Origin of the sequence: Aurantimicrobium sp. (assembly GCF_036667855.1) — a bacterium.
GTDB lineage: Bacteria > Actinomycetota > Actinomycetes > Actinomycetales > Microbacteriaceae > Aurantimicrobium.
The window spans coordinates 1-21,281 of the sequence record NZ_JAVWTF010000020.1 but is presented as its reverse complement, the minus strand read 5'-3'; the positions used below and the strand labels follow the sequence as shown (position 1 = coordinate 21,281).

The following is a 21,281-nucleotide window of genomic DNA, read 5'->3' as shown; positions in this document are numbered from 1 at the left end:
GTTAGTCCTGCTCGAGCTCAGCGAGAACTGATTCACTCAAGTCGAAGTTACTGAAGACGTTTTGAACATCGTCGGAATCTTCGAGTGCATCAATGAGCTTGAACACCTTGCGTGCAGTGTCCGCATCAACTTCAACCTCGAGGTTAGGCACGAACTCTGCATCAGCAGAGTCATAGTCAATGCCAGCTGCCTGGAGAGCTTCTCGCACCTTGACCAGGTCTTGAGGTTCAGAAATGATTTCGAACGAACCGTTGTGTGTTTCAACGTCTTCAGCACCCGCGTCAAGAACAGCAGCGAGGATGGAATCTTCATCAATACCGGTCTGAGCAGAAACGCGAATAACACCCTTGCGGCTGAAGTTATAAGCAACAGAACCAGGATCTGCCATGTTTCCGCCGTTACGGCTCATCGCCGTACGCACTTCAGCGGCGGCACGGTTCTTGTTATCGGTCAAACATTCGATGAGAAGTGCAACACCGTTAGGTCCGTAACCTTCGTACATGATGGTGGTGTATTCAACCGAGTCACCAGTAAGTCCAGCACCACGCTTGATGGCGCGATCAATGTTGTCGTTGGGAACACTTGTCTTCTTTGCTTTCTGAACCGCATCCACCAAAGTGGGGTTTCCAGAAAGGTCAGCACCGCCAAGCTTGGCTGCTACTTCAATATTCTTAATCAGCTTGGCAAATGACTTCGCACGGCGAGAGTCAATAATCGCCTTCTTGTGCTTAGTGGTTGCCCATTTGGAATGTCCAGACATGCCTTAGATACTAGCTTTCTTCTCAACAACAGATTGGGCTACGCGCCCAAGGAAGTATTCATGAACTCGGGTATCACCGTTGACTTCAGGGTGGAAAGAAATACCAAGGAGATATCCCTGCTCAACAGCAACGATGCGACCATCGGCAAGTTGGGAAATCACGCGGACACCCTCACCAACGCGTTCCACAATCGGAGCACGGATAAACGTTGCAGGAACAGGTTCAGCTGTAACACCCGGCATTTCGAGGTCAACCTCAAAAGAATCAATCTGGGTGCCAAAAGCATTTCGACGAACATCAACATGAAGTCCACCGAGCGACTCTTGTTCGGCAATAGCGTCCACGATGTGGTCAGCCATCATGATGAGTCCCGCACAGGTACCAAAAACAGGAAGCCCACTAGCGATGGCGTCACGAAGAGGTTGTTGCATGCCAAACAAGCGAACTAGCTTGTCCATCACACTGGATTCCCCACCAGGGATCACCAATGCGTCCACAGCGGCTAGTTCATCGGGACGACGAACTTTACTGACCTGCGCACCAAGTTCTTCGAGAACCTGGATGTGCTCACGAACATCACCTTGAAAGGCGAGGACGCCAATTCTGAGGTGCTGGAAGTTACCAGCCACGATCAGCGAGGCGGTGTGGTGCAGGAATGTCAGCGACGTTGATGCCGACCATTGCTTCACCGAGTCCGCGAGAGGTTTCCACGATGACCTTGGGGTCATCGAAGAATGCTGCTGCCTTGACGATTGCCTTAGCGCGAGCAGCAGGGTCACCCGACTTGAAGATACCTGAGCCAACGAAGACACCGTCAGCACCGAGCTGAAGCATCATGGCTGCGTCAGCAGGAGTTGCAACACCACCAGCGGTGAACATGGGAACAGGAAGCTTTCCAGCAGCTGCAACCTCAACAACGAGGTCGTAGGGAGCCTGAAGTTCCTTAGCAGCAACGTAAAGCTCGTCCTTCGACATGGAGGACAACCAACGCAGTTCTGATTTGATCTTACGGATGTGCTTAGTTGCTTCAGAAACGTCACCGGTACCAGCTTCACCCTTGGAGCGAATCATGGCAGCACCTTCGTTGATACGACGAAGAGCTTCACCCAGGTTGGTTGCACCACAGACGAAAGGAACATCGAAAGCCCACTTGTCGATGTGGTTGATGTAGTCAGCAGGGCTGAGAACTTCGGACTCGTCGATGAAGTCAACGTTGAGCTCAGCAAGAACCTGCGCCTCAACGAAGTGACCGATACGGGCCTTAGCCATGACAGGAATCTTCACCGCAGCCTGAATGCCCTCAATGAGGTCGGGGTCACTCATGCGAGCTACGCCACCCTGCGCACGAATGTCTGCGGGGACACGCTCCAGAGCCATTACTGCAATTGCACCAGCGTCTTCAGCAATGCGAGCCTGCTCTGCGTTGACGACGTCCATGATGACACCGCCCTTGAGCTGCTCTGCTAGTCCACGCTTAACGCGGTTGCTGCCAGTAAGAGGGGCGTTGTTCTTTTCAGTCATGATCTACAGCTTCTTCTTTAGAGGGTGAGAGGAAAAAGTTTAGTTTGCTTTGGGCCATGCTTGCGCAATGGCATTACGCACATCACCGAGCAGAGCAGTTACTGCTTTGCTCTTGGCAATGATGGGGAAGAAATTCGAATCCGTGGCCCATCTGGGCACCACATGTTGATGAAGGTGATCTGCAATTCCAGCTCCAGCAACCCGGCCTTGATTCATGCCGATGTTGTAGCCATCATTGCGAGAAACCTTCTTCAGTACTCGCATTGCTTCCTGAGTAAGACTAGCTATTTCTGCCGTCTCTTCAACAGTTGCGTCGTCATACATCGCAACGTGTCTGTAGGGGCAGACAAGTAAATGTCCACTGTTGTAGGGATACAGGTTCAGCAAGACGAAGGCATGCGTGCCTCGGTGAACAATTAAGCCCTCTTCATCAGACATTTCCGGTGCCAGGCAAAAAGGACAGTCCGCCTCAGGTGGCTGCTGGCCATTTTCAATGTAGGCAAGGCGATGCGGGGTCCACAGACGCTGAAATTCATCAGGAACTCCAGCGAACGAAGAAGCAGATCGAAGATCTACACCCTCGAATTCATCTTCTCCGTAGTGGTTCATAGATCGTCTGCAGTGAGTACTTGACGGTGATCCTTGGCAGCACCTACGAGAAGTGCAATCGCCTCACTGACCGGAATACCGTTGCGCTGACTTCCGTCACGGAAACGGAAGCTCACGGCACCGTTGTTGCGGTCTTCTTCACCAGCAATGATTTGCACAGGGATCTTCTGGGCTGCGGCGTTACGGATCTTCTTCTGCATGCGGTCATCACTGGCATCCAGTTGAACGCGAAGTCCTTCAGCCTTGAGCTGGTCAAGAACACCGGAGAGATACTCTTCATACTCTTCAGCAACAGCAATACCGATGGCCTGGACTGGAGCCAACCAGAGCGGGAATGCACCAGCGTAGTGTTCGGTCAAGACGCCAAAGAAGCGTTCGATTGAGCCAAAGAGCGCACGGTGAATCATGACGGGACGGTGGCGGTTGCCATCCGAGCCGGTGTATTCGAGATCAAAACGCTCGGGCAGGTTGAAGTCGAGTTGAATGGTCGACATCTGCCAGGTACGACCAATAGCGTCACGTGCCTGTACGGAGATTTTGGGGCCATAGAAGGCAGCACCACCTGGATCTGGCACCAGGGTCAATCCAGAGTCCTCTGCAACCTGGCGTAGCGTCTCGGTGGCTTCGTCCCAGATAGCGTCATCGCCGACATACTTCTTGGGGTCCTTGGTAGAGAGCTCCAGATAGAAGTCATCCAGACCGTAGTCACGAAGGAGCGACAGCACGAAGTTCAGAACCTTGGTGAGTTCTTCCTTCATGTTCTCGCGCGTGGTGAAGATGTGAGCATCGTCTTGAGTCATACCGCGAACGCGAGTCAGACCGTGAACGACACCTGACTTCTCATAGCGATAAACAGAACCAAACTCGAACAAACGCAAGGGAAGTTCGCGGTAGCTCTTGGAGCGTGACTTGAAGATGAGAATGTGGAACGGGCAATTCATCGGCTTGAGGTAGTAGTCGACGCCCTGTCGGGTCACATCCCCTGCCTCGTTGCGAATCTCGTCCAACTTCATGGGAGGGAACATGCCATCGGAATACCAGTCGAGGTGACCGCTGGTTTCAAAAAGGTTCGACTTGGTGATGTGAGGTGAGTAGACAAACTCATAGCCACCTTCTTCGTGGCGACGACGAGAGTAATCCTCCATCGTGCGACGAATCACACCACCCTTGGGGTGGAATACCGGAAGACCAGAACCAATCTCGTCAGGGAAGCTAAACAGATCAAGCTCACTACCCAAACGGCGGTGGTCACGCTTGGCAGCTTCTTCGAGTCGTTCTTGGTAGGCACGAAGGTCTGCTTTTGAAGGCCATGCGGTGCCGTAGATGCGCTGAAGCTGGGGGTTGTTTTCTGAACCGCGCCAGTAGGCAGCAGCCAGGCGAGTGAGGGCGAAGCTTTCACCAATCATGCGCGTGTTCGGAATGTGAGGACCGCGGCACAAATCCTTCCACACGGTCTCCCCCGTGGCGGGATCTACGTTGTCGTAGATAGTGAGTTCATTGCCGCCGACTTCAACGCTCTCATTGTCATCTCCGGTGTTTCCACCCTTGAGGCCGATGAGTTCGAGTTTGTATGGCTCGGCAGCAAGCTCTGCACGTGCTTCGTCTTCGGTGACAACGCGACGCATAAAGCGCTGTCCAGCGCGAACAATGCGTGACATGGCCTTTTCGAGGGCTTTCATGTCTTCTGGTGTGAAGGCTTCTTCAACATCGAAGTCGTAATAGAAACCGTCCGTGACGGGAGGGCCAATACCCAGCTTTGCTTCAGGATTCACATTCTGGACAGCCTGGGCAAGTACGTGAGCGGCCGAGTGGCGAAGGATATTCAAGCCATCTGCCGAATCGATCGCAACAGGCTCAACTACGTCACCAGCGTTGAGGACGTGAGCTAAGTCACGAAGCTCACCGTTGACACGCATAGCGACGATGCTGCGGTCTGTGAAGAGCGCAAAGCCGTCGCTGGAGGCTTGAACGGTGAGTGAACCGGAAACATCAGACACGAAGTGAACTCCTCTTAGAACTTTCTCTACTCCCAGCCTAGCCAAAAGAAAAACCCCCGGAAATCCGAGGGTTTTCAGTGAGCGATACTGGGATCGAACCAGCGACCTCTTCCGTGTCAGGGAAGCGCGCTACCGCTGCGCCAATCGCTCAAAAGCTAAGTCTTTCAACCTAGTTTTGGAGGTGGATACCGGATTCGAACCGGTGTGGACGGCTTTGCAGGCCGCTGCCTATCCTCTCGGCCAATCCACCGTAGGTGGTTGCCCACGCTAACAATGAGTAAGTCTTAGGAATGACCACACTCGAGCGGATGACGAGATTCGAACTCGCGACCCTAACCTTGGCAAGGTTATGCGCTACCACTGCGCCACATCCGCGTTGCACTCTAATGAGTACCTTGGAACTTTATCGAGAAGTTTACTCTAACGCAAAACCTGACACGCAGGTTTAGTAGTCGTAGCTCTCTTCTCCGTGCATGACCAAGTCAATACCGGCAAGTTCATCCTCGTTACGAACACGGAAGCCCATGGTCTTATCAATGACCCAGCCAATGGCAAAGGACATGACGAACGAGTAGATCAAGACGCTGAGGGCCGCAATTGCTTGCTTGCCCAGCTGCTCAAAGGATCCGGAGTAGATCAGACCAACTTCAGTAGCGAAGAATCCGAGGAACAAGGTTCCAATCAGACCACCGACAAGGTGGATACCCACCACGTCGAGCGAGTCATCAAAACCGAAGGTGAACTTGAGCTCAACAGCCAGCGCACACAACACTCCAGTCAAAAGACCAAGTACCAGCGCCCAGGTAGGTGTCAAGTATGCGCAGGACGGCGTAATGGCGACCAGACCGGCAACAGCACCAGAAGCAGCACCCACAGAGGTTGCCTTGCCATCCTTGAAACGCTCAATGATGAGCCATCCGATAATTCCGGATGCACCAGCGGCCATGGTGTTGATGAGGGCAATGGCCGCAATACCATCCACTGCCACAGCAGAACCGGCGTTGAAGCCAAACCACCCGAACCAGAGCAAACCAGCACCCAGCAGAACAAAGGGAACATTGTGGGGCTTATGAACACCCTTTGCGAAACCAATGCGCTTACCCAGGACCAAAGCAAGAGCAAGTGCTGCGGCACCAGAGTTGATTTCAACTGCTGTACCACCGGCAAAGTCAAGGGCACCGACGTTGTACACGAGCCAACCACCACTGGTCATTTCACCATCTACAACAGTGAAGTTGAAGATCCACGAGGCAACAGGGAAATAGACCAGAGTCGCCCAGACGCCAGCAAAGACCATCCACGCACCAAACTTGGCACGGTCAGCAATGGCTCCTGAAATCAGCGCAACGGTAATGATGGCGAAGGTTGCCTGGAACGCAGCAAAAACAAGAGGAGGAACAGAGGCACCCTCGGGAATAACCAGGAGGTTTTCCAGGCCAATGTGAGCGAGATCAATACCGAAGACACCAGGAATGCCATAAAACGATGAGCTGTCCAGTGCGGGGAACGCGATGGCGTAGCCATAAACAATCCAGAGCACGCCAACAATGGCCATCGAGCCAAAGCTGAGCATCATCATGCTGATCACGCTCTTGGCACGAACAAGACCACCATAGAAGAATGCCAGGGCGGGAGTCATCATCAACACGAGAGCCGTGCAGATGATCAGAAAAGCGGTATTACCTGTATCCATGAGAACCTCCAGAAGAGATTCTTTGCTACACGCGTTTCATTCATGAAGCATTTATGTTTCGAACACGTTAACGCGGCTAAGCCCTGCAGTTCTCTGCAGGGCCCAGCGCGTGCGTATTCAGTTATGAACGCGGATTATGCGTCCTGGAGTGCGTAACCCTCTTCGCCGTGAACGATGGTGTCGATGCCAGCGAGCTCATCTTCGTTCTTGATACGGAAGCCCATGGTCTTCTCGATGATCGTTCCGATGATGTAGCTCAGAACGAAGGAGAAGATCAGGACGGTGAAGGCTGCGATGGCCTGCTTGCCCAACTGGTCGAACGAACCAGAGAAGAGAAGGCCCACATCGGTTGCGAAGAATCCAAGGAACAGAGTTCCAATCAGACCACCAACGAGGTGGATACCCACTACGTCGAGAGAGTCATCGAAACCGAAGGTGAACTTGAGCTCAATAGCCAGGGCACAGACTGCACCGGCTACCAAACCTAGAACAATTGCCCACATGGGAGTCAGGTTTGCACAGGCGGGAGTAATTGCTACAAGACCAGCAACAGCACCCGAAGCCGCGCCAACCGAAGTTGCCTTGCCTTCCTTGATGCGCTCGATCAGGAGCCATCCAAGTACCGCAGCAGCAGGAGCAGCGATGGTGTTGATGAAGGCCAGCGATGCAATGCCGTCAGCAGCAAGTTCTGAACCTGCGTTGAAGCCGAACCAGCCGAACCACAGCAGACCTGCTCCGAGCAGAACCAATGGAACGTTGTGAGGCTTTGCTACACCCTTAGCGAAACCAATGCGCTTACCGAGCACGAGTGCGAGTGCAAGAGCAGCAGCACCTGCGTTGATGTGAACAGCTGTACCACCAGCGAAGTCAATGGCGCCTAGGTTGTAGGCAATCCATCCGCCGTCAACAATCTTGCCGTCAACGATGGTGAAGTTGAAGACCCACGATGCAACGGGGAAGTACACAACGGTTGCCCAGATACCTGCGAAGACCAACCATGCGCCGAACTTTGCACGGTCAGCGATCGAACCGCTGATCAGCGCGACGGTGATGATGGCAAAGGTTGCCTGGAATGCAGCGAATGCCAGTGGTGGGAAGGCAGCACCCTCTGGGGTTTCCAGAAGACCTTCAAGACCGATGTAGGAAGTATCGATACCGATAATGCCGTCGATGCCGTAGAAAGTTGGAGAACCTTCGTTGGCGAATGCAATCGCGTATCCGTAGATAACCCACAGAACGCCAATGAGAGCAAGTGAGCCAAAGCTCAGCATCATCATGCTGACGACGCTCTTGGCTTTGACGAGACCGCCATAGAAGAATGCCAGGGCGGGAGTCATCAGGAGCACGAGAGCTGCGCTGATGAGTACAAAGGCGGTGTTGCCTTGATCCATTTCAACCTCTTTCACGAATGGTGACGGATGTTGCACCGTCTCTATTCATGAGTGTGAGGGGTCAGCGTTTCCGCATGAGTTCGCCTGCGTGACGCTGAGGTTACAAATTATCCGGTTTTGTTTCCGGCGTATTTCTGCTTAGGAATTGGTCAGAGCAATCAGACGAGATACACAACGTAAATACTTCTTGCGGTATCCACCGTGAATCATGTCTCCACCAAAGACCTCAGAGAGTGGACTTCCACTGGCGATGATGGGTATTTGTGCGTCATAGACACGGTCAATGAATGCAACGAGACGAAGTGCATCAGTCTGATTCACAATCACGTGGACATCAGAGAGCGCAATCACATCAAGCCCCTCGAGCAGGCGGACGTATACAGAGGGGTGAACCGTTGCTAGATGTGCCAGAAGTGAGTCGAACGAGTCGAAAGAAACGGTGAGACCCTCTGCGCTCTTCTTTTCAACAGCAGAAGCAAGTTCGGAAGAACTCAATACGCGGGAAATCCCTTCAGCAGTGCGCTGACGGTAGTCGGTTCCGTCAATACGGAGAGTGCGGAAGTTGGAGGCAAGAGCCTGAATTTCGCGCAAGAAGTCAGCAGCAGCAAAACGTCCTTCGCCCAATGCGGCAGGGGGCGTGTTGCTTGTGGCCGCAATTCGGGTACCGCCGGCAACCAGCTCCCCCAGCATGCGAGTCATCATCATGGTGTCGCCTGGATCATCGAGTTCAAACTCATCGATACAGATCAGGCTTGCACCCTTGAGTGCTTCAACTGCTTTGACGTAACCCAGTGCACCCACAAGCGAGGTGTACTGCAAGAAGGTGCCGAAATACTTCTTGCCCGAGGCAATATTCCAGGAGGCAGCCAGAAGGTGAGTTTTACCAACGCCGAAACCACCATCGAGGTAGACCCCCGGAGGAAACTCTTCGACTTTCTTGGTGCGACCAAAAAGTTTGCCTTGCTTGATGACGGAGGTGTTTTTCGACGCAAACTCTTCCAAGATGTGACGAGCCTCTTCTTGTGAAGGGAAATCAGGGTTTGGAATGTAGTTGTCGAATCGCGCTTCTACGAACTGTGGCGGTGGAACCAGGCTGCTGACAATTGACCCTGCATCAAGGGTCGGATGGCGTTCGACCAGGGAAATGGTGGAAGTCATCGCGTGAAATATTCCTCAACATAAGGTGTGAATCGTGGCTGTGGGGTTGGCACTTACAGAATCTGTACGTAGTCTCGAAGGTGCACCACAAGCCTATTGGCATTTATTCCTGCCGGGCTTGAACCGTGCATCGTGAGATAAGAAAAATGGAGTTATGAGCGTACCTATCGATACCAGCCCGAAGTTTGCCGAATACGCACACCCAGAAGCGATTGTGAGCACTGAATGGCTCGTTGCGAACCTCAACACCCCCAACCTTGTTGTTGTGGAATCAGATGAAGATGTTCTTCTCTATGAAATTGGTCACATCCCTGGCGCCGTCAAAATCGACTGGCACACCGACCTCAACGACCCCGTCCTTCGTGACTATGTTCAGGGTGAGGCATTTGCAGAGCTCCTGAGTTCAAAGGGAATCTCCCGCGACACCACCGTGGTGATCTATGGCGACAAGAGCAACTGGTGGGCTGCATATGCTCTCTGGGTTTTCAAACTCTTTGGCCACGAAGATGTCCGCCTGCTTGATGGTGGCCGCGACAAGTGGATCGCAGAAGGCCGCGAACTCACCAAGGACCAACCTGAGATTGTTCGCTCCAGCTACCCCGTTGTGGAGCGCAACGACGCTCCAATCCGTGCATACCTCAGCGACACTCTTGCCCACATTGGTAAGCCCATGATTGATGTGCGCAGCCCTGAAGAATATTCAGGTGAGCGCACTCACATGCCTGCTTATCCTGAAGAGGGCGCCTTGCGCGGTGGTCACATCCCCGGCGCGGCAAGCGTTCCCTGGGCTCGTGCCGCTAACGAAGACAGCACCTTCAAGAACCGTGCTGATCTAGAAGCCCTATATCTCGATGGCGCTGGTCTCAAGCCTGGCGATGACATCATTGCCTACTGCCGCATTGGTGAGCGTTCAAGCCACACCTGGTTTGTCCTGAACTACCTCCTCGGATTCACCGGAGTTCGCAACTACGACGGCTCCTGGACCGAATGGGGATCTGCCGTTCGTGTGCCGATTGTCAAGGGCACCGAACCAGGCGCACTGGTCGATTAGTGGAGATGGGAGTCAACTTCGGTTGGCTCCCATTCTTTTTGCCTAGCGAATACCTGAGAAGATGGAGTCATCATGACTGAGCTTCCTGCTGCACTCGCTGAAACCCGCGACGATTTTCTTGACCTGGGCGATAAAGACAAGATTCAGCTCCTCATCGAATTTGCTGAAGAACTCCCTGAACTTCCTACGAGATATGCAGACCATCCTGAACTGCTCGAAAAGGTTGAAGAGTGCCAGTCGCCGGTCTACATCTTCGTTGAGGTAGAGAACAACACAGTTTCTGTCTTTGCCACCGCTCCGGAACAAGCACCCACTACTCGCGGCTTCGCAAGCATTCTCGCTCAGGGCCTGACCGGACTCTCTGTCGAGGAAGCACTGGGTGTTCCTGATGACTTCCCCAGCACGCTCGGCCTGAATACCCTTATCTCTCCTCTGCGTGTGCGAGGAATGACAGGAATGCTCTGGCGCATGAAGCGTCAGATCCGCGAGAAAACACAGGGCTAATCATGGAGATTTCACTTCTGAGTGATGAACAACTCAGTGATCTCTATAGCTGGCCACAGGAGCGCAGCTTCCGCCTCAATATGCTTCTGGATTCTGATGACTCCAGCACGGGAGACGACGGCACATCGAATTCACTCACCTCCGGCGAAGACCGCCGTCTTCTCAGAATCATTCGAAATGCAACAGATGTTCTCATCGTGGGTGCTGCGTCTATTCGAGCAGAGGGTTGGTTCCTGCCGCCTCAGGGGCGTATGGCAGTTCTCTCCCAATCAGGAAACATTCCCTGGGATTCGTGTCCAGATTCATCCCGAGTCTCGAGTTACCCCAGCGTTTCAGCACTCTTGCACTCTCTTCGAGATTCCGACATAAACATCTTGTGTGAAGGCGGCAAGGCAACTGCCCAATTGCTGAGTGAAACCATCGGATTCGATGATTTTGCACTCACACGTATTGGCACTGTTGAGAATGCACCCCTCCCAGATTTCCTCGGTGAAAGTTCTGACTTAGCGCTTGTTTCAACACTGAGCGACGCCTCTCACAGCATGACTTTCCAATATTGGCGGCGAGCCGTAGAGCACCAGTAATGCCGCGACTTTAGGGTCAAGATGTGAGCGTCACCGAGAACCTGCCTGAGGCATTCAAACTTGCTGTTGAAAGCATCAGTTCTGTTGCCTTCCGCGAAGAACTCACCGTTCGTCAAATTGACTCTCCCTCAGGCGTTGCCCCCTATAGCTACGCCTTAGCAGCAGACGTCCTCATCGCTGAACACGAGCACGAATCTCAGCACGGCACAGGTCGATTCATCCTTCTCTATGACCCTGCTGAGCCAGAGTCGTGGGGTGGACCTTTCCGCGTGGTTGCTTTTGCTCAGGCACCCCTGGAGGCCGAAATTGGACTAGATCCTTTCCTTGCCAACGTGGCGTGGTCGTGGCTCACTGATGCGTTAACAATTCGAGAAGCGGACTATTTCAACGCTTCGGGTACAGCTACTCGTATCCTTTCCACCGGCTTTGGTGAGCTCGCCGATGCTGGCGAAGGTGCACAAATAGAACTTCGCGCATCCTGGTCACCTGCATCTCCACAGATGGGTGAGCAAGCAGAAGCGTGGGGCGAGCTCCTGTGCATGCTTGCTGGACTTCCTCCCACTGCAGATGCTGTAAGCCTGACAGCCCGCCGCAGGGAGCGTGGTTAGCGTTCGCGTCATTGATAACGCTGCAGAATTTCTCGAAGCGTGTGAAGTAATTGCATCAGGAACGGGCCCGCTGGCCATTGATGCTGAGCGCGCTTCAGGATTTACCTACTCTCAACGCGCCTATCTGATTCAAGTTCACCGCCGCGAAGCAGGAACTTTCCTCTTTGATCCCCCTGCTATTGGGGACATGTCGCAGTTGTTTCTCCAGAACGCTGATGAAGAATGGGTTCTCCACGCCGCTAGCCAAGACCTAGCTTGCTTGCGCGAAGTGGGCATCACCCCTGCACGGATCTTCGATACGGAACTTTCAGCCCGACTGCTGGGCATGGAGCGCGTAGGACTGGGTCCTGTAGTTGAGTCACTGCTAGGGATTCATTTAGCTAAAGAACACAGTGCAGCAGACTGGTCTACTCGTCCGCTTCCAGAGCCGTGGCTGAAATATGCAGCTCTTGATGTTGAGCTCCTCGTTGATGTTCGAGACGAGATTGAAAAGCTTCTTATCGAATCCAACAAACTTTCCTGGGCGCAGGAAGAATTTCAAGCAACCCTCGATAAGCCTGAGAAGATTGTGAGCGCAGAACCCTGGCGCCGAATCTCAGGACTTCACACACTGCGCACTCCTAGGCAGCTCGCCGTCGCACGTGCACTCTGGAACGCCCGGGATGAGGTAGCTCAGCGACGTGATGTTTCACCAGGTCGACTCATACCCGACAGCGCCATTGTTGCGGCCAGTCGATCGACTCTGACGAACAAATCAGAACTCATTGGACTTAAAGAATTTAATGGTCGGGCAAGTAAGAGCCTTCTCGACACCTGGTGGGAGGCGGTCCTTACCGGCCTGAAAGATGACTCCCTTCCCGTTATGCGAGTGCCCAGTGACACTCTGCCACCGCCTCGTGCATGGGTTGATCGCAAGCCAGAGGCACTCGAACGTCTTCAAACTGCTCGAGAAGCTCTCACAGGACGCGCAGAAGAACTTTCTATGCCAGTTGAGAACTTACTCACTCCCAGCATTCTTCGAGAACTTGCTTGGGCCCCGCCCAGCCCCATCACCGTGGTGAGCATCACTGCAGCACTGAAAAAGCATGGTGCACGTGTGTGGCAAATAACGGAGACGTGTGCACTCATTTCGAATGCTTTTGTCGAAGCAGACCAAAAAGTTCCCGAAGAACCTGCAGAGGTTTCGTAGAGAACATCAGCCGTCTTTCACAGCTGAATCCCACGAACTAGCATCAAGATAGCAACGACGCTTCGAGAGGAAATCATGACAGCGGGAAATCGTGTTGTATTTGTCGATGGTGTGAGAACACCCTTTGGCCGTGCCGGTGAGAAGGGGATGTTCTGGCAGACACGTGCCGATGACCTCATCGTGAAGGCAATGATGGGCCTTCTCGAGCGCAATCCTGCTGTTCCCGTTGAAGAGATCGACGATGTTGCCATCGCGGCCACTACTCAACAGGGCGACCAGGGTCTGACATTAGGTCGCACGGCGGGAATCTTGGCTGGTCTCCCCCGCCACGTTCCCGGTTTCGCTATTGACCGCATGTGTGCTGGCGCAATGACCGCGGTCACCACCACTGCTGGTGGTATTGCGATGGGCTCCTACAACATTGTTCTTGCCGGTGGTGTTGAACACATGGGTCGTCACCCTATGGGCTTCAACGCTGACCCCAACCCACGATTCCTCGCAGAGAAGCTAGTCAGCGCGGATGCCCTCAATATGGGTGCCACGGCCGAGCGACTGCATGACCGTTTCCCTCACCTGACTAAAGAACGTGCAGATGCCTATGCACTGCGCTCACAGCAGAAGGTTGCTGCAGCATACGAAGCCGGATATATCCAGCCCGATCTCATTCCTGTTTCTGCCAAAACGGCCGAAGGTTGGACTCTCGCGACAGTAGACGAAGCTCCTCGTCCAGAAACCACGATGGAAGGCCTTGCTTCCCTCAAGACACCATTCCGTCCACACGGTCGTGTCACAGCGGGTAATGCCAGTGGCCTGAACGATGGCGCCACTATCTGCATGCTTGCCAGCGAGGAAGCAGCTGAACAATTTGGCCTCGGCGTCAAAATGACCATGGTTTCCTTCGCCTTTGCTGGTGTTGAACCAGAGGTCATGGGAATTGGCCCCGTTCCTGCTACTGAGAAGGCACTGCGCAAAGCAGGGCTCGACATCAAGGACATTGGACTCTTTGAAGTGAACGAAGCGTTCGCGGTGCAAGTTCTCGCATTCCTGGATTACTTCGGCATTGCCGATGATGATCCCCGTGTAAACGAGTACGGTGGCGCTATTGCCCTGGGCCACCCTCTCGCCAGCAGTGGTGTTCGACTCATGATTCAACTGGCACACCAGTTCGAACGACACCCTGAGGTTCGCTACGGCATGACCACGATGTGTATCGGTTTGGGTCAAGGTGGCACCGTCATTTGGGAAAACCCTCACTACAAGGGAGCTAAGTAATGACTAATTACGACGCCATTGATTTCACAGACCTCCTAGCTCTCAGCGAGGAAGAAGTCGTCACGCACAGCTTTGTTCGAGACATTCCGCTGCCCAGTGGCAAGGTCTTGGCTTTGGTCACCTTGGATAACGGACTCGACTACAAGCGTCCAAACACCTTGGGGCCTCAGGGGCTTCTCGAGCTCGACAAAACACTTGTTGCACTCAGCGATCGTGCCGCACAGGGAGAAATCCACGGTGTTGCTGTTACCGGAAAAGAATTCATCCTTGCTGCAGGTGCAGACCTCAGCCGTGTTGGTGAAGTACCCAGCAAGGCTATGGCGGTCAAGCTTGCTCAGCTTGGCCACCGTGCCTTGGGACGCCTCGGACAACTCGGAGTTCCCTCATTTGTGTTTATCAATGGTTTGGCCTTAGGTGGTGGCCTAGAAGTTGCCCTCAACGCTGATTACCGCACTGTTGATGCGAATGTCAGTGCGATTGCTCTTCCCGAGGTGTTCTTAGGCCTCATTCCTGGCTGGGGCGGCGCTTACCTTCTCCCCAACCTGATCAGCATTGAGAATGCCCTCAAGGTTGTTATTGAGAACCCCCTCAAGAACAACCGCATGCTCAACGCCTCAGCTGCTTTCGAGCTCGGCATCGCTGATGCCATGTTCGGTTCAGCCCGATTCCTCGAAGAATCCATCCTGTGGGCTGATTCTGTACTCAACGGACACCAGCCTCATCGCCCTAACCAACCAGGCAAGGTCGAACGCCTCGCCAAGTGGAACTTGGCTGTGAACATTGCCAAGAAGAGTGTGGAAGACAAGCTCGGAACTGTCGCCAAGTCCCCATACGTTGCCCTCGAATTACTCGAACAAGCTCGCAAGGTAGATAAAGAAGCTGCTTTCGCCCGAGAAGACGAAGCAATTGCATCACTGATTGTGGGTGACCAGTTCCAAGCATCGATGTATGCGTTTGATCTGGTTCAAAAGAGAGCAAAGAAGCCAGCCGGTGCACCAGATCCCAAGCTTGCTCGCCCCGTGGGCAAAGTCGGCGTTATCGGTGCTGGCCTCATGGCGAGGCAGTTTGCGCTTCTTTTTGTGCGCAAGCTCAAAGTGCCTGTGGTTCTTACCGACATCAATCAGGACAGATTAGACGAGGCTTTGGCCTACATCCATGCTGAAATTCAAGCGATGCATGACAAGGGTCGCATCTCCTCTGATGAAAACCAGCGCCTCCAGGCATTGGTGAGCGGAACGACCAACCCTGCTGCCTTCTCCGATGCTGACTGGGTTATCGAAGCAGTCTTTGAAGAACTCAGCGTCAAGCAAGATGTTTTTGCCAACATTGAACAGTTCATTTCAGAAGACGCAATTCTGGCCACCAACACCTCAAGCCTGTCCGTCAATGAGATTGGCGCCAAGCTCAAGCACCCCGAGCGTTTGGTCGGTTTCCACTTCTTCAATCCTGTGGCAGTAATGCCACTGGTTGAAGTGGTGAATGCTCCTCACACCAACGAGGTTGCACTGGCAACAGCAATGGACATAGCCAAGAAACTGGGCAAGACAGCAGTGATCACGACGGACTCCCCCGGATTCGTCGTCAACCGCCTCCTCGCTCGCTTGCTCGGAGAAGCGATGCATGCTGTTGACACGGGAACATCGTTCAAGACCGTTGATGAGTCAGTTGCTTCCTTCGGTATGCCGATGGCGCCGTTTGAACTACTTGACCTGGTTGGTCTCAAGGTCGGTGCGCACGTTCTTGATACGCACCATGCAGCCTTCCCTGATCGCTTCTTCCGCAGCGACAACCTCCACAAGCTGGCAGAACATGGTTCCATCATTGTTCGAGGCCGCACGGGCAAAATCACCGGTTATGACCGTGGAGCTGAAGCAATCGTGAAGGGTGGCACGAGTCCCATGACTGCGGATCAGATTCGTCTGCGCATTGAAGATGGTCTGGCAGATGAGATTCACCGCATGCTGGATGAAAAGGTTGTCAGTGCCGCCCAGGACATTGATCTGTGCATGATTATGGGCGCTGGCTGGCCATTCCAGATGGGTGGAGCAACGCCATTCCTCGACCGCATTGGCGCAAGCCAACGCGTCTTTGGTGGCACGTTCCACAACCCACCCATTGCGGGAACGACGAAGTAAAACTATTCGGCGCGCAGTGAGTCACTCACCTGTGACTCTTCTGGCAGTGGCCTAGCCACAGGAATCTTGCTTCCAAGAACCTGTGCAACGACATCGCGTGCGATGTCTTGTGCAGTCAATCCTGCCTCAGCGAGGATTTCTTCACGGGTTCCGTGATCGAGGAATTCGTCGGGTAGACCTAATTCATCAACGGCAGTGTCGACCCCGGCACTGCGGAGGTCCTGACGGATGCGTGTGCCAATACCACCGACACGAACACCGTCTTCGAGCGTGATGACCAAACGGTGGTCTCGAGCCATGTCAATGATGCTGGTGGGAACAGGGACGACCCATCGAGGGTCAACCACAGTGGCGCCAATTCCCTGCTGAGCAAGACGTGTAGCAACTTCAAGGCCAAGGGTGGCAAAGGCGCCAATGGCAACAATGAGCACATCCTTGTGGGCTGCTTCAAGGAGAACATCTACTCCGTCGTCACATCGACGCACTGCTTCGATATCAGCCCCCACAGAGCCTCTGGGGAAACGAATAACCGTTGGAGCATCATCTACTGCCAATGCTTCTGCCAGCTCCTCACGCAGGCGCGTAGCGTCGCGGGGAGCTGCCAAGCGAATGTGTGGCACGACCTGGAGGATAGCCAAATCCCACACACCGTGGTGGCTAGGGCCATCAGGGCCAGTGACACCAGAACGGTCTAGAACAAAGGTGACGCCGGCCTTGTGAAGGGCAACATCCATCAAAACTTGGTCAAAAGCACGATTCATAAACGTCGCATAGATAGCAACGACCGGGTGCATGCCACCAAAAGCAAGACCAGCAGCTGAGGTAACGGCGTGCTGTTCTGCAATACCCACATCGATGATGCGTTCCGGGTATCGCTCAAGCATTTTGTGAAGACCGGTAGGTCGCAACATTGCTGCCGTGATGGCCACAATCTTGTCGTTGTGCTCTGCCTGGGCAACGAGCTCGTCACCAAAAACATCCGTCCACCCCACAGCTGAGGAACTGCTCAGGGCTTTACCGGTTGCAGGGTCAATCTTGCCCACGGCGTGGAATTGGTCATCTAGGTCACGGCGAGCAGGTTCGTAGCCCTTACCCTTTTCGGTAATGGCGTGAACAATGACGGGGGCGCCATAGCTCTTTGCCTGACGCAGAACAGCTTCCATGGCTTTGACATCGTGACCGTTAACGGGGCCTAAGTATTTGATGTCGAGGTTGGCATAGAGATCTTGGTTGTTGGTGAAGCGACTCAAGAAGCCGTGAACACCGCCACGAACACCGCGATAGAACGCACGTGCATAGGGGCCCATCTTGGCAAAGAGGCGACTGCTGCTGAAGTGAAGGTTGCGGTAGCCCTTGCGCGTACGAACGCTGTCCAAGAACCTGGCCATGCCACCGATAGTGGGGGCATAACTGCGGCCATTGTCGTTGACAATGATGATGAGGTTGCGGGAGTTGTCGTGGCTGATGTTATTCAGCGCCTCCCAGGTCATGCCGCCCGTAAGTGCACCATCACCCACAACGGCAACAACATGGCGGTCTGATTGACCTGACATGGAATAGGCGCGAGAAATTCCATCAGCCCAGGACAACGAACTCGAAGCGTGCGAACTTTCCACGATGTCGTGAACAGATTCTGAGCGCTGCGGGTAGCCGGCGATGCCACCCTTTTCGCGCAACTTGGAAAAGTCTTGACGACCGGTCAGGAGCTTGTGCACGTAGGACTGGTGGCCGGTGTCAAAGACGATGGAGTCTGAGGGTGAGTCAAACACCCGGTGAATAGCAATCGTCATCTCGACCACACCAAGGTTGGGGCCGAGGTGCCCGCCTGAGCGGGCTACCTCGCGCACCAAGAACTCACGGATTTCTCCGGAGAGCTCAATCAGTTGGTCGTTGGTGAGCTTGTCGAGGTCGCGTGGACCGTGAACAGTCTCAAGAATTGCCATGGCTCGAGTCTATGAGGAAACGAACCAGTTTGTGCTGTGAATTCGTCGACTAAGCGACGAGCGAACGCAGCACGTACTGGAGGATTCCGCCATTGCGGTAGTAGTCAGCTTCACCAGGGGTGTCGATGCGCACTACTGCGTCGAACTCAATGGTCTGCTTTCCAGCAGGTGAGTTCTCAGAAGGAGCTGCAGTCACACGAACAGTCTTAGGAGTGACTCCCTTGTTGAGTTCTTCAACACCAGCGATCGAGACGATCTCGGTGCCATCAAGACCCAGGGACTCCCAGCTCTGACCTGCAGGGAACTGGAGAGGAAGAACACCCATACCGATGAGGTTAGAGCGGTGAATACGCTCAAAGCTCTCGGTAATAACGGCCTTCACACCCAGCAGTGCGGTTCCCTTAGCTGCCCAGTCACGGGATGAACCCGAACCGTATTCCTTGCCACCAAAGATGACCAGAGGAGTTCCGGCCGCCTGGTAGTTGGCGCTGGCGTCATAGATGAAGGACTGAGGTCCATCTGCCTGAGTGAAGTCGCGAGTGTAACCACCCTCAACGCCATCAAGGAGCTGGTTCTTCAGACGGATGTTCGCGAAGGTTCCGCGAATCATCACTTCGTGGTTACCACGACGAGATCCGTAGGAGTTGTAGTCGGCACGTGCCACTCCGTGCTGGTCCAGGTAGACAGCCGCAGGGGTGCCCGCCTTAATGTTTCCAGCAGGAGAAATGTGGTCGGTAGTAACCGAGTCACCCAGTGTCGCGAGAACGCGAGCACCAGAAATGTCGGTGACAGGAGTGGTTTCCTTCTTCATACCTTCGAAGTATGGGGGCTTACGAACGTAGGTTGACTTGGCATCCCACTCGAAGGTTGCACCGGTTGGGGTAGGCAGGTTACGCCAGCGCTCATCACCGTTGAATACAGAGGAGTATTCGTGGTCAAACATGGCGGTGTCGATGGACTCGCCAATAACCTTCTCAACTTCAGAGGTCTCAGGCCAGATGTCCTTGAGGTAGACAGGGTTGCCGTCGGAACCAGTTCCGAGAGCGTCCTTTTCGAAGTCAAAGTCCATTGATCCAGCAAGTGCATAAGCAATAACCAGAGGAGGGCTTGCCAGGTAGTTCATCTTAACGTCGGGGCTAATTCGGCCCTCGAAGTTACGGTTACCCGAAAGAACAGCAGTCACAGCGAGGTCGTTGTGGTTGATTGCCGCAGAGATTTCATCCTTGAGAGGACCAGAGTTACCGATGCAGGTCATGCAGCCGTAACCAACTGGGTAGAAACCGAGCTCGTCAAGGTAAGGAGTAACCCCTGCCTTTTCGTAGTAATCGGTGACGACCTTGGATCCGGGAGACAAGGTGGTCTTGACCCAAGGCTTGGTCTTGAGGCCCTTTTTCACTGCGTTACGTGCAAGAAGACCAGCAGCAAGCATGACGGAAGGGTTGGAGGTGTTGGTGCAGGAAGTGATAGCTGCAATGGTGACGGCACCATTCTTCAGCTCGAACTCTTCTCCCCCATCGACACTGACCTTGACAGAGTCACCGTGGGAGTAGTTCTTGACGTCCTCTGCGAACTGGCTTTGAGCCTTGGAGAGCTCAATGCGGTCCTGGGGACGCTTAGGGCCAGAGATCGAGGGGACAACAGTCGAGAGGTCGAGCTCCATGTACTCAGAGAAGTTGGGCTCGTTGCTGGGGTCAAACCAGAGGCCCTGAGCCTTGGAGTATGCCTCAACGAGGGCGACCTGCTCTTCGGAACGACCGGTGAGACGCAGGTAGTCCAGGGTGACATCGTCAACAGGGAACATTGCTGCGGTTGAACCGAACTCGGGGCTCATGTTTCCGATGGTGGCGCGGTTTGCCAGTGGAACAGAGGAAACACCAGGGCCGTAGAACTCGACGAACTTGCCCACAACTCCCTGCTTACGCAGCATCTGAGTAATGGTGAGAACAACGTCAGTTGCGGTTACACCGGTTGGGATCGAGCCAGAAAGCTTGAAGCCGACAACCTTAGGAATGAGCATGGAGACGGGCTGACCGAGCATTGCAGCTTCGGCTTCAATGCCACCAACACCCCAGCCGAGTACACCCAGACCGTTGACCATGGTGGTGTGAGAGTCGGTACCCACGCAGGTGTCAGGGTATGCCTGGAGCACGCCAGCAACTTCGCGAGCCATGGTGACACGTGCCAAGTATTCAATGTTGACCTGGTGGACGATACCGGTTCCTGGAGGAACAACCTTGAAGTCGTCGAATGCGGTCTGGCCCCAGCGGAGGAACTGGTAGCGCTCACCGTTGCGCTCGTATTCAATTTCAACGTTCTGCTCGAGAGCATCTGCTGAACCGTAGAGGTCAGCAATAACGGAGTGGTCAATAACCAACTCTGCAGGGGCGAGTGGGTTGATCTTGGTGGGGTCGCCGCCAAGTTCGGTCACTGCTTCACGCATGGTTGCAAGGTCAACAACACAGGGAACGCCAGTGAAGTCCTGCATGATGACGCGAGCAGGGGTGAACTGGATTTCAGTGTCGGGCTCAGCTGAGGGAACCCAGCTTCCGAGTGCCTTAATCTGCTCAGCGGTGACGTTAGCGCCATCTTCGGTGCGCAGAAGGTTCTCGAGGAGAACCTTGAGGCTGTAGGGCAACTTGTCGTGTCCCTGAACCGAGTCGAGGCGGAAAATCTCGTATGACTTTCCAGATACCTCAAGGGTGCTCTTAGCTCCAAAGCTGTTTACTGCCGACACGTGCTGCTCCTCCATTGGGCGTACTACGCAGGTCAAAAATTATGGTGCGCATCAAGAGTCTAAAAGTCTCTTGATATCAAGATATATCTTAGTCCTACTTTTTGACAGTTATTTCTGCGAATTCGAGGTTT

17 protein-coding genes and 3 tRNA genes are annotated in these 21,281 nt (G+C 53.9%); 7 read left to right on the top strand and 13 right to left on the bottom strand.

What is annotated here, in order from left to right:
- Position 1 precedes the first annotated feature (1 nt).
- The 11 genes from RR877_RS05745 to zapE form a co-directional block, all read right to left on the bottom strand.
- Positions 2-760 carry a YebC/PmpR family DNA-binding transcriptional regulator gene (locus RR877_RS05745; RefSeq protein ID WP_110233234.1) on the bottom strand — a complete coding sequence of 253 codons (759 nt, stop codon included), beginning with the start codon at positions 758-760 and terminating at the stop codon, positions 2-4.
- Positions 761-763: 3 nt separating this feature from the next.
- Positions 764-1,390, bottom strand: a complete 627-nt coding sequence (pdxT, locus tag RR877_RS05740; RefSeq protein ID WP_239406865.1) for a pyridoxal 5'-phosphate synthase glutaminase subunit PdxT — start codon at positions 1,388-1,390, stop codon at positions 764-766.
- A complete protein-coding gene (pdxS, locus tag RR877_RS05735) occupies positions 1,380-2,282 on the bottom strand; it encodes a pyridoxal 5'-phosphate synthase lyase subunit PdxS (protein WP_332627794.1) in 903 nt (300 codons plus the stop codon). The genes pdxT and pdxS overlap by 11 nt, the downstream gene beginning before the upstream one ends.
- 39 nt (positions 2,283-2,321) lie before the next feature.
- Positions 2,322-2,891 carry an HIT domain-containing protein gene (locus RR877_RS05730; RefSeq protein ID WP_332550406.1) on the bottom strand — a complete coding sequence of 190 codons (570 nt, stop codon included), beginning with the start codon at positions 2,889-2,891 and terminating at the stop codon, positions 2,322-2,324.
- Positions 2,888-4,807, bottom strand: a complete 1,920-nt coding sequence (gene thrS / locus RR877_RS05725; RefSeq protein WP_332550445.1) for a threonine--tRNA ligase — start codon at positions 4,805-4,807, stop codon at positions 2,888-2,890. The genes RR877_RS05730 and thrS overlap by 4 nt, the downstream gene beginning before the upstream one ends.
- A gap of 159 nt (positions 4,808-4,966) precedes the next feature.
- Positions 4,967-5,038, bottom strand: a tRNA-Val gene (locus tag RR877_RS05720).
- A gap of 26 nt (positions 5,039-5,064) precedes the next feature.
- A tRNA-Cys gene (locus RR877_RS05715) sits at positions 5,065-5,138 on the bottom strand.
- A 53-nt stretch (positions 5,139-5,191) separates the two neighbouring features.
- A tRNA-Gly gene (locus RR877_RS05710) sits at positions 5,192-5,263 on the bottom strand.
- A gap of 70 nt (positions 5,264-5,333) precedes the next feature.
- Positions 5,334-6,581 carry an ammonium transporter gene (gene amt / locus RR877_RS05705; RefSeq protein WP_332627793.1) on the bottom strand — a complete coding sequence of 416 codons (1,248 nt, stop codon included), beginning with the start codon at positions 6,579-6,581 and terminating at the stop codon, positions 5,334-5,336.
- A gap of 134 nt (positions 6,582-6,715) precedes the next feature.
- Positions 6,716-7,972, bottom strand: a complete 1,257-nt coding sequence (locus tag RR877_RS05700) for an ammonium transporter (RefSeq protein ID WP_280802606.1) — start codon at positions 7,970-7,972, stop codon at positions 6,716-6,718.
- Between the two features lie 138 nt (positions 7,973-8,110).
- Positions 8,111-9,130 (bottom strand): cell division protein ZapE, encoded by a 1,020-nt coding sequence (zapE, locus tag RR877_RS05695; RefSeq protein ID WP_332618688.1) that lies wholly within the window; start codon positions 9,128-9,130, stop codon positions 8,111-8,113.
- Positions 9,131-9,284: 154 nt separating this feature from the next.
- On the opposite strand from zapE, the gene RR877_RS05690 reads away from it, so the two are divergent.
- The 7 genes from RR877_RS05690 (at position 9,285) to RR877_RS05660 (ending at position 16,473) form a co-directional block, all read left to right on the top strand.
- Entirely contained in the window at positions 9,285-10,181 is an 897-nt protein-coding gene (locus RR877_RS05690; protein ID WP_332550403.1) for a sulfurtransferase, read from the top strand.
- A 72-nt stretch (positions 10,182-10,253) separates the two neighbouring features.
- Positions 10,254-10,685, top strand: coding sequence for a SufE family protein (locus RR877_RS05685; protein ID WP_110233227.1), 432 nt, complete (start codon positions 10,254-10,256; stop codon positions 10,683-10,685).
- A gap of 2 nt (positions 10,686-10,687) precedes the next feature.
- Positions 10,688-11,269: a hypothetical protein gene (locus tag RR877_RS05680; RefSeq protein ID WP_110233226.1), complete on the top strand. Its 582-nt coding sequence runs from the start codon at positions 10,688-10,690 to the stop codon at positions 11,267-11,269.
- Between the two features lie 23 nt (positions 11,270-11,292).
- Positions 11,293-11,877, top strand: coding sequence for a DUF3000 domain-containing protein (locus RR877_RS05675; RefSeq protein ID WP_110233225.1), 585 nt, complete (start codon positions 11,293-11,295; stop codon positions 11,875-11,877).
- Entirely contained in the window at positions 11,870-13,066 is a 1,197-nt protein-coding gene (locus RR877_RS05670) for a ribonuclease D (protein ID WP_332627792.1), read from the top strand. Before RR877_RS05675 ends, RR877_RS05670 begins: the two co-directional genes overlap by 8 nt.
- 75 nt (positions 13,067-13,141) lie before the next feature.
- Positions 13,142-14,338 carry a thiolase family protein gene (locus RR877_RS05665; protein ID WP_332550401.1) on the top strand — a complete coding sequence of 399 codons (1,197 nt, stop codon included), beginning with the start codon at positions 13,142-13,144 and terminating at the stop codon, positions 14,336-14,338.
- Positions 14,338-16,473, top strand: a complete 2,136-nt coding sequence (locus tag RR877_RS05660) for a 3-hydroxyacyl-CoA dehydrogenase NAD-binding domain-containing protein (RefSeq protein ID WP_332618690.1) — start codon at positions 14,338-14,340, stop codon at positions 16,471-16,473. Before RR877_RS05665 ends, RR877_RS05660 begins: the two co-directional genes overlap by 1 nt.
- A gap of 2 nt (positions 16,474-16,475) precedes the next feature.
- On the opposite strand, the gene dxs is transcribed toward RR877_RS05660, so the two are convergent.
- Both dxs and acnA read right to left on the bottom strand, forming a co-directional pair.
- On the bottom strand, positions 16,476-18,416 hold the full coding sequence (dxs, locus tag RR877_RS05655; RefSeq protein ID WP_332618691.1) for a 1-deoxy-D-xylulose-5-phosphate synthase: 1,941 nt from the start codon (positions 18,414-18,416) through the stop codon (positions 16,476-16,478).
- A gap of 49 nt (positions 18,417-18,465) precedes the next feature.
- The gene (gene acnA, locus RR877_RS05650; protein WP_280800426.1) at positions 18,466-21,165 is read right to left on the bottom strand and encodes an aconitate hydratase AcnA; all 2,700 of its coding nucleotides are present in this window, start codon (positions 21,163-21,165) and stop codon (positions 18,466-18,468) included.
- Positions 21,166-21,281: the final 116 nt, after the last annotated feature.

Coding starts and splice junctions, on each gene's coding strand:
- RR877_RS05665 (WP_332550401.1), top strand. CDS start 13,142: ATGACAGCGGGAAATCGTGTTGTATTTGTCGATGGTGTGAGAACACCC.
- dxs (WP_332618691.1), bottom strand. CDS start 18,416: ATGGCAATTCTTGAGACTGTTCACGGTCCACGCGACCTCGACAAGCTC.
- RR877_RS05745 (WP_110233234.1), bottom strand. CDS start 760: ATGTCTGGACATTCCAAATGGGCAACCACTAAGCACAAGAAGGCGATT.
- amt (WP_332627793.1), bottom strand. CDS start 6,581: ATGGATACAGGTAATACCGCTTTTCTGATCATCTGCACGGCTCTCGTG.
- RR877_RS05690 (WP_332550403.1), top strand. CDS start 9,285: ATGAGCGTACCTATCGATACCAGCCCGAAGTTTGCCGAATACGCACAC.
- RR877_RS05730 (WP_332550406.1), bottom strand. CDS start 2,891: ATGAACCACTACGGAGAAGATGAATTCGAGGGTGTAGATCTTCGATCT.
- RR877_RS05700 (WP_280802606.1), bottom strand. CDS start 7,972: ATGGATCAAGGCAACACCGCCTTTGTACTCATCAGCGCAGCTCTCGTG.
- RR877_RS05685 (WP_110233227.1), top strand. CDS start 10,254: ATGACTGAGCTTCCTGCTGCACTCGCTGAAACCCGCGACGATTTTCTT.
- thrS (WP_332550445.1), bottom strand. CDS start 4,807: ATGCGTGTCAACGGTGAGCTTCGTGACTTAGCTCACGTCCTCAACGCT.
- RR877_RS05660 (WP_332618690.1), top strand. CDS start 14,338: ATGACTAATTACGACGCCATTGATTTCACAGACCTCCTAGCTCTCAGC.
- pdxS (WP_332627794.1), bottom strand. CDS start 2,282: ATGACTGAAAAGAACAACGCCCCTCTTACTGGCAGCAACCGCGTTAAG.
- zapE (WP_332618688.1), bottom strand. CDS start 9,130: ATGACTTCCACCATTTCCCTGGTCGAACGCCATCCGACCCTTGATGCA.
- acnA (WP_280800426.1), bottom strand. CDS start 21,165: ATGGAGGAGCAGCACGTGTCGGCAGTAAACAGCTTTGGAGCTAAGAGC.
- RR877_RS05680 (WP_110233226.1), top strand. CDS start 10,688: ATGGAGATTTCACTTCTGAGTGATGAACAACTCAGTGATCTCTATAGC.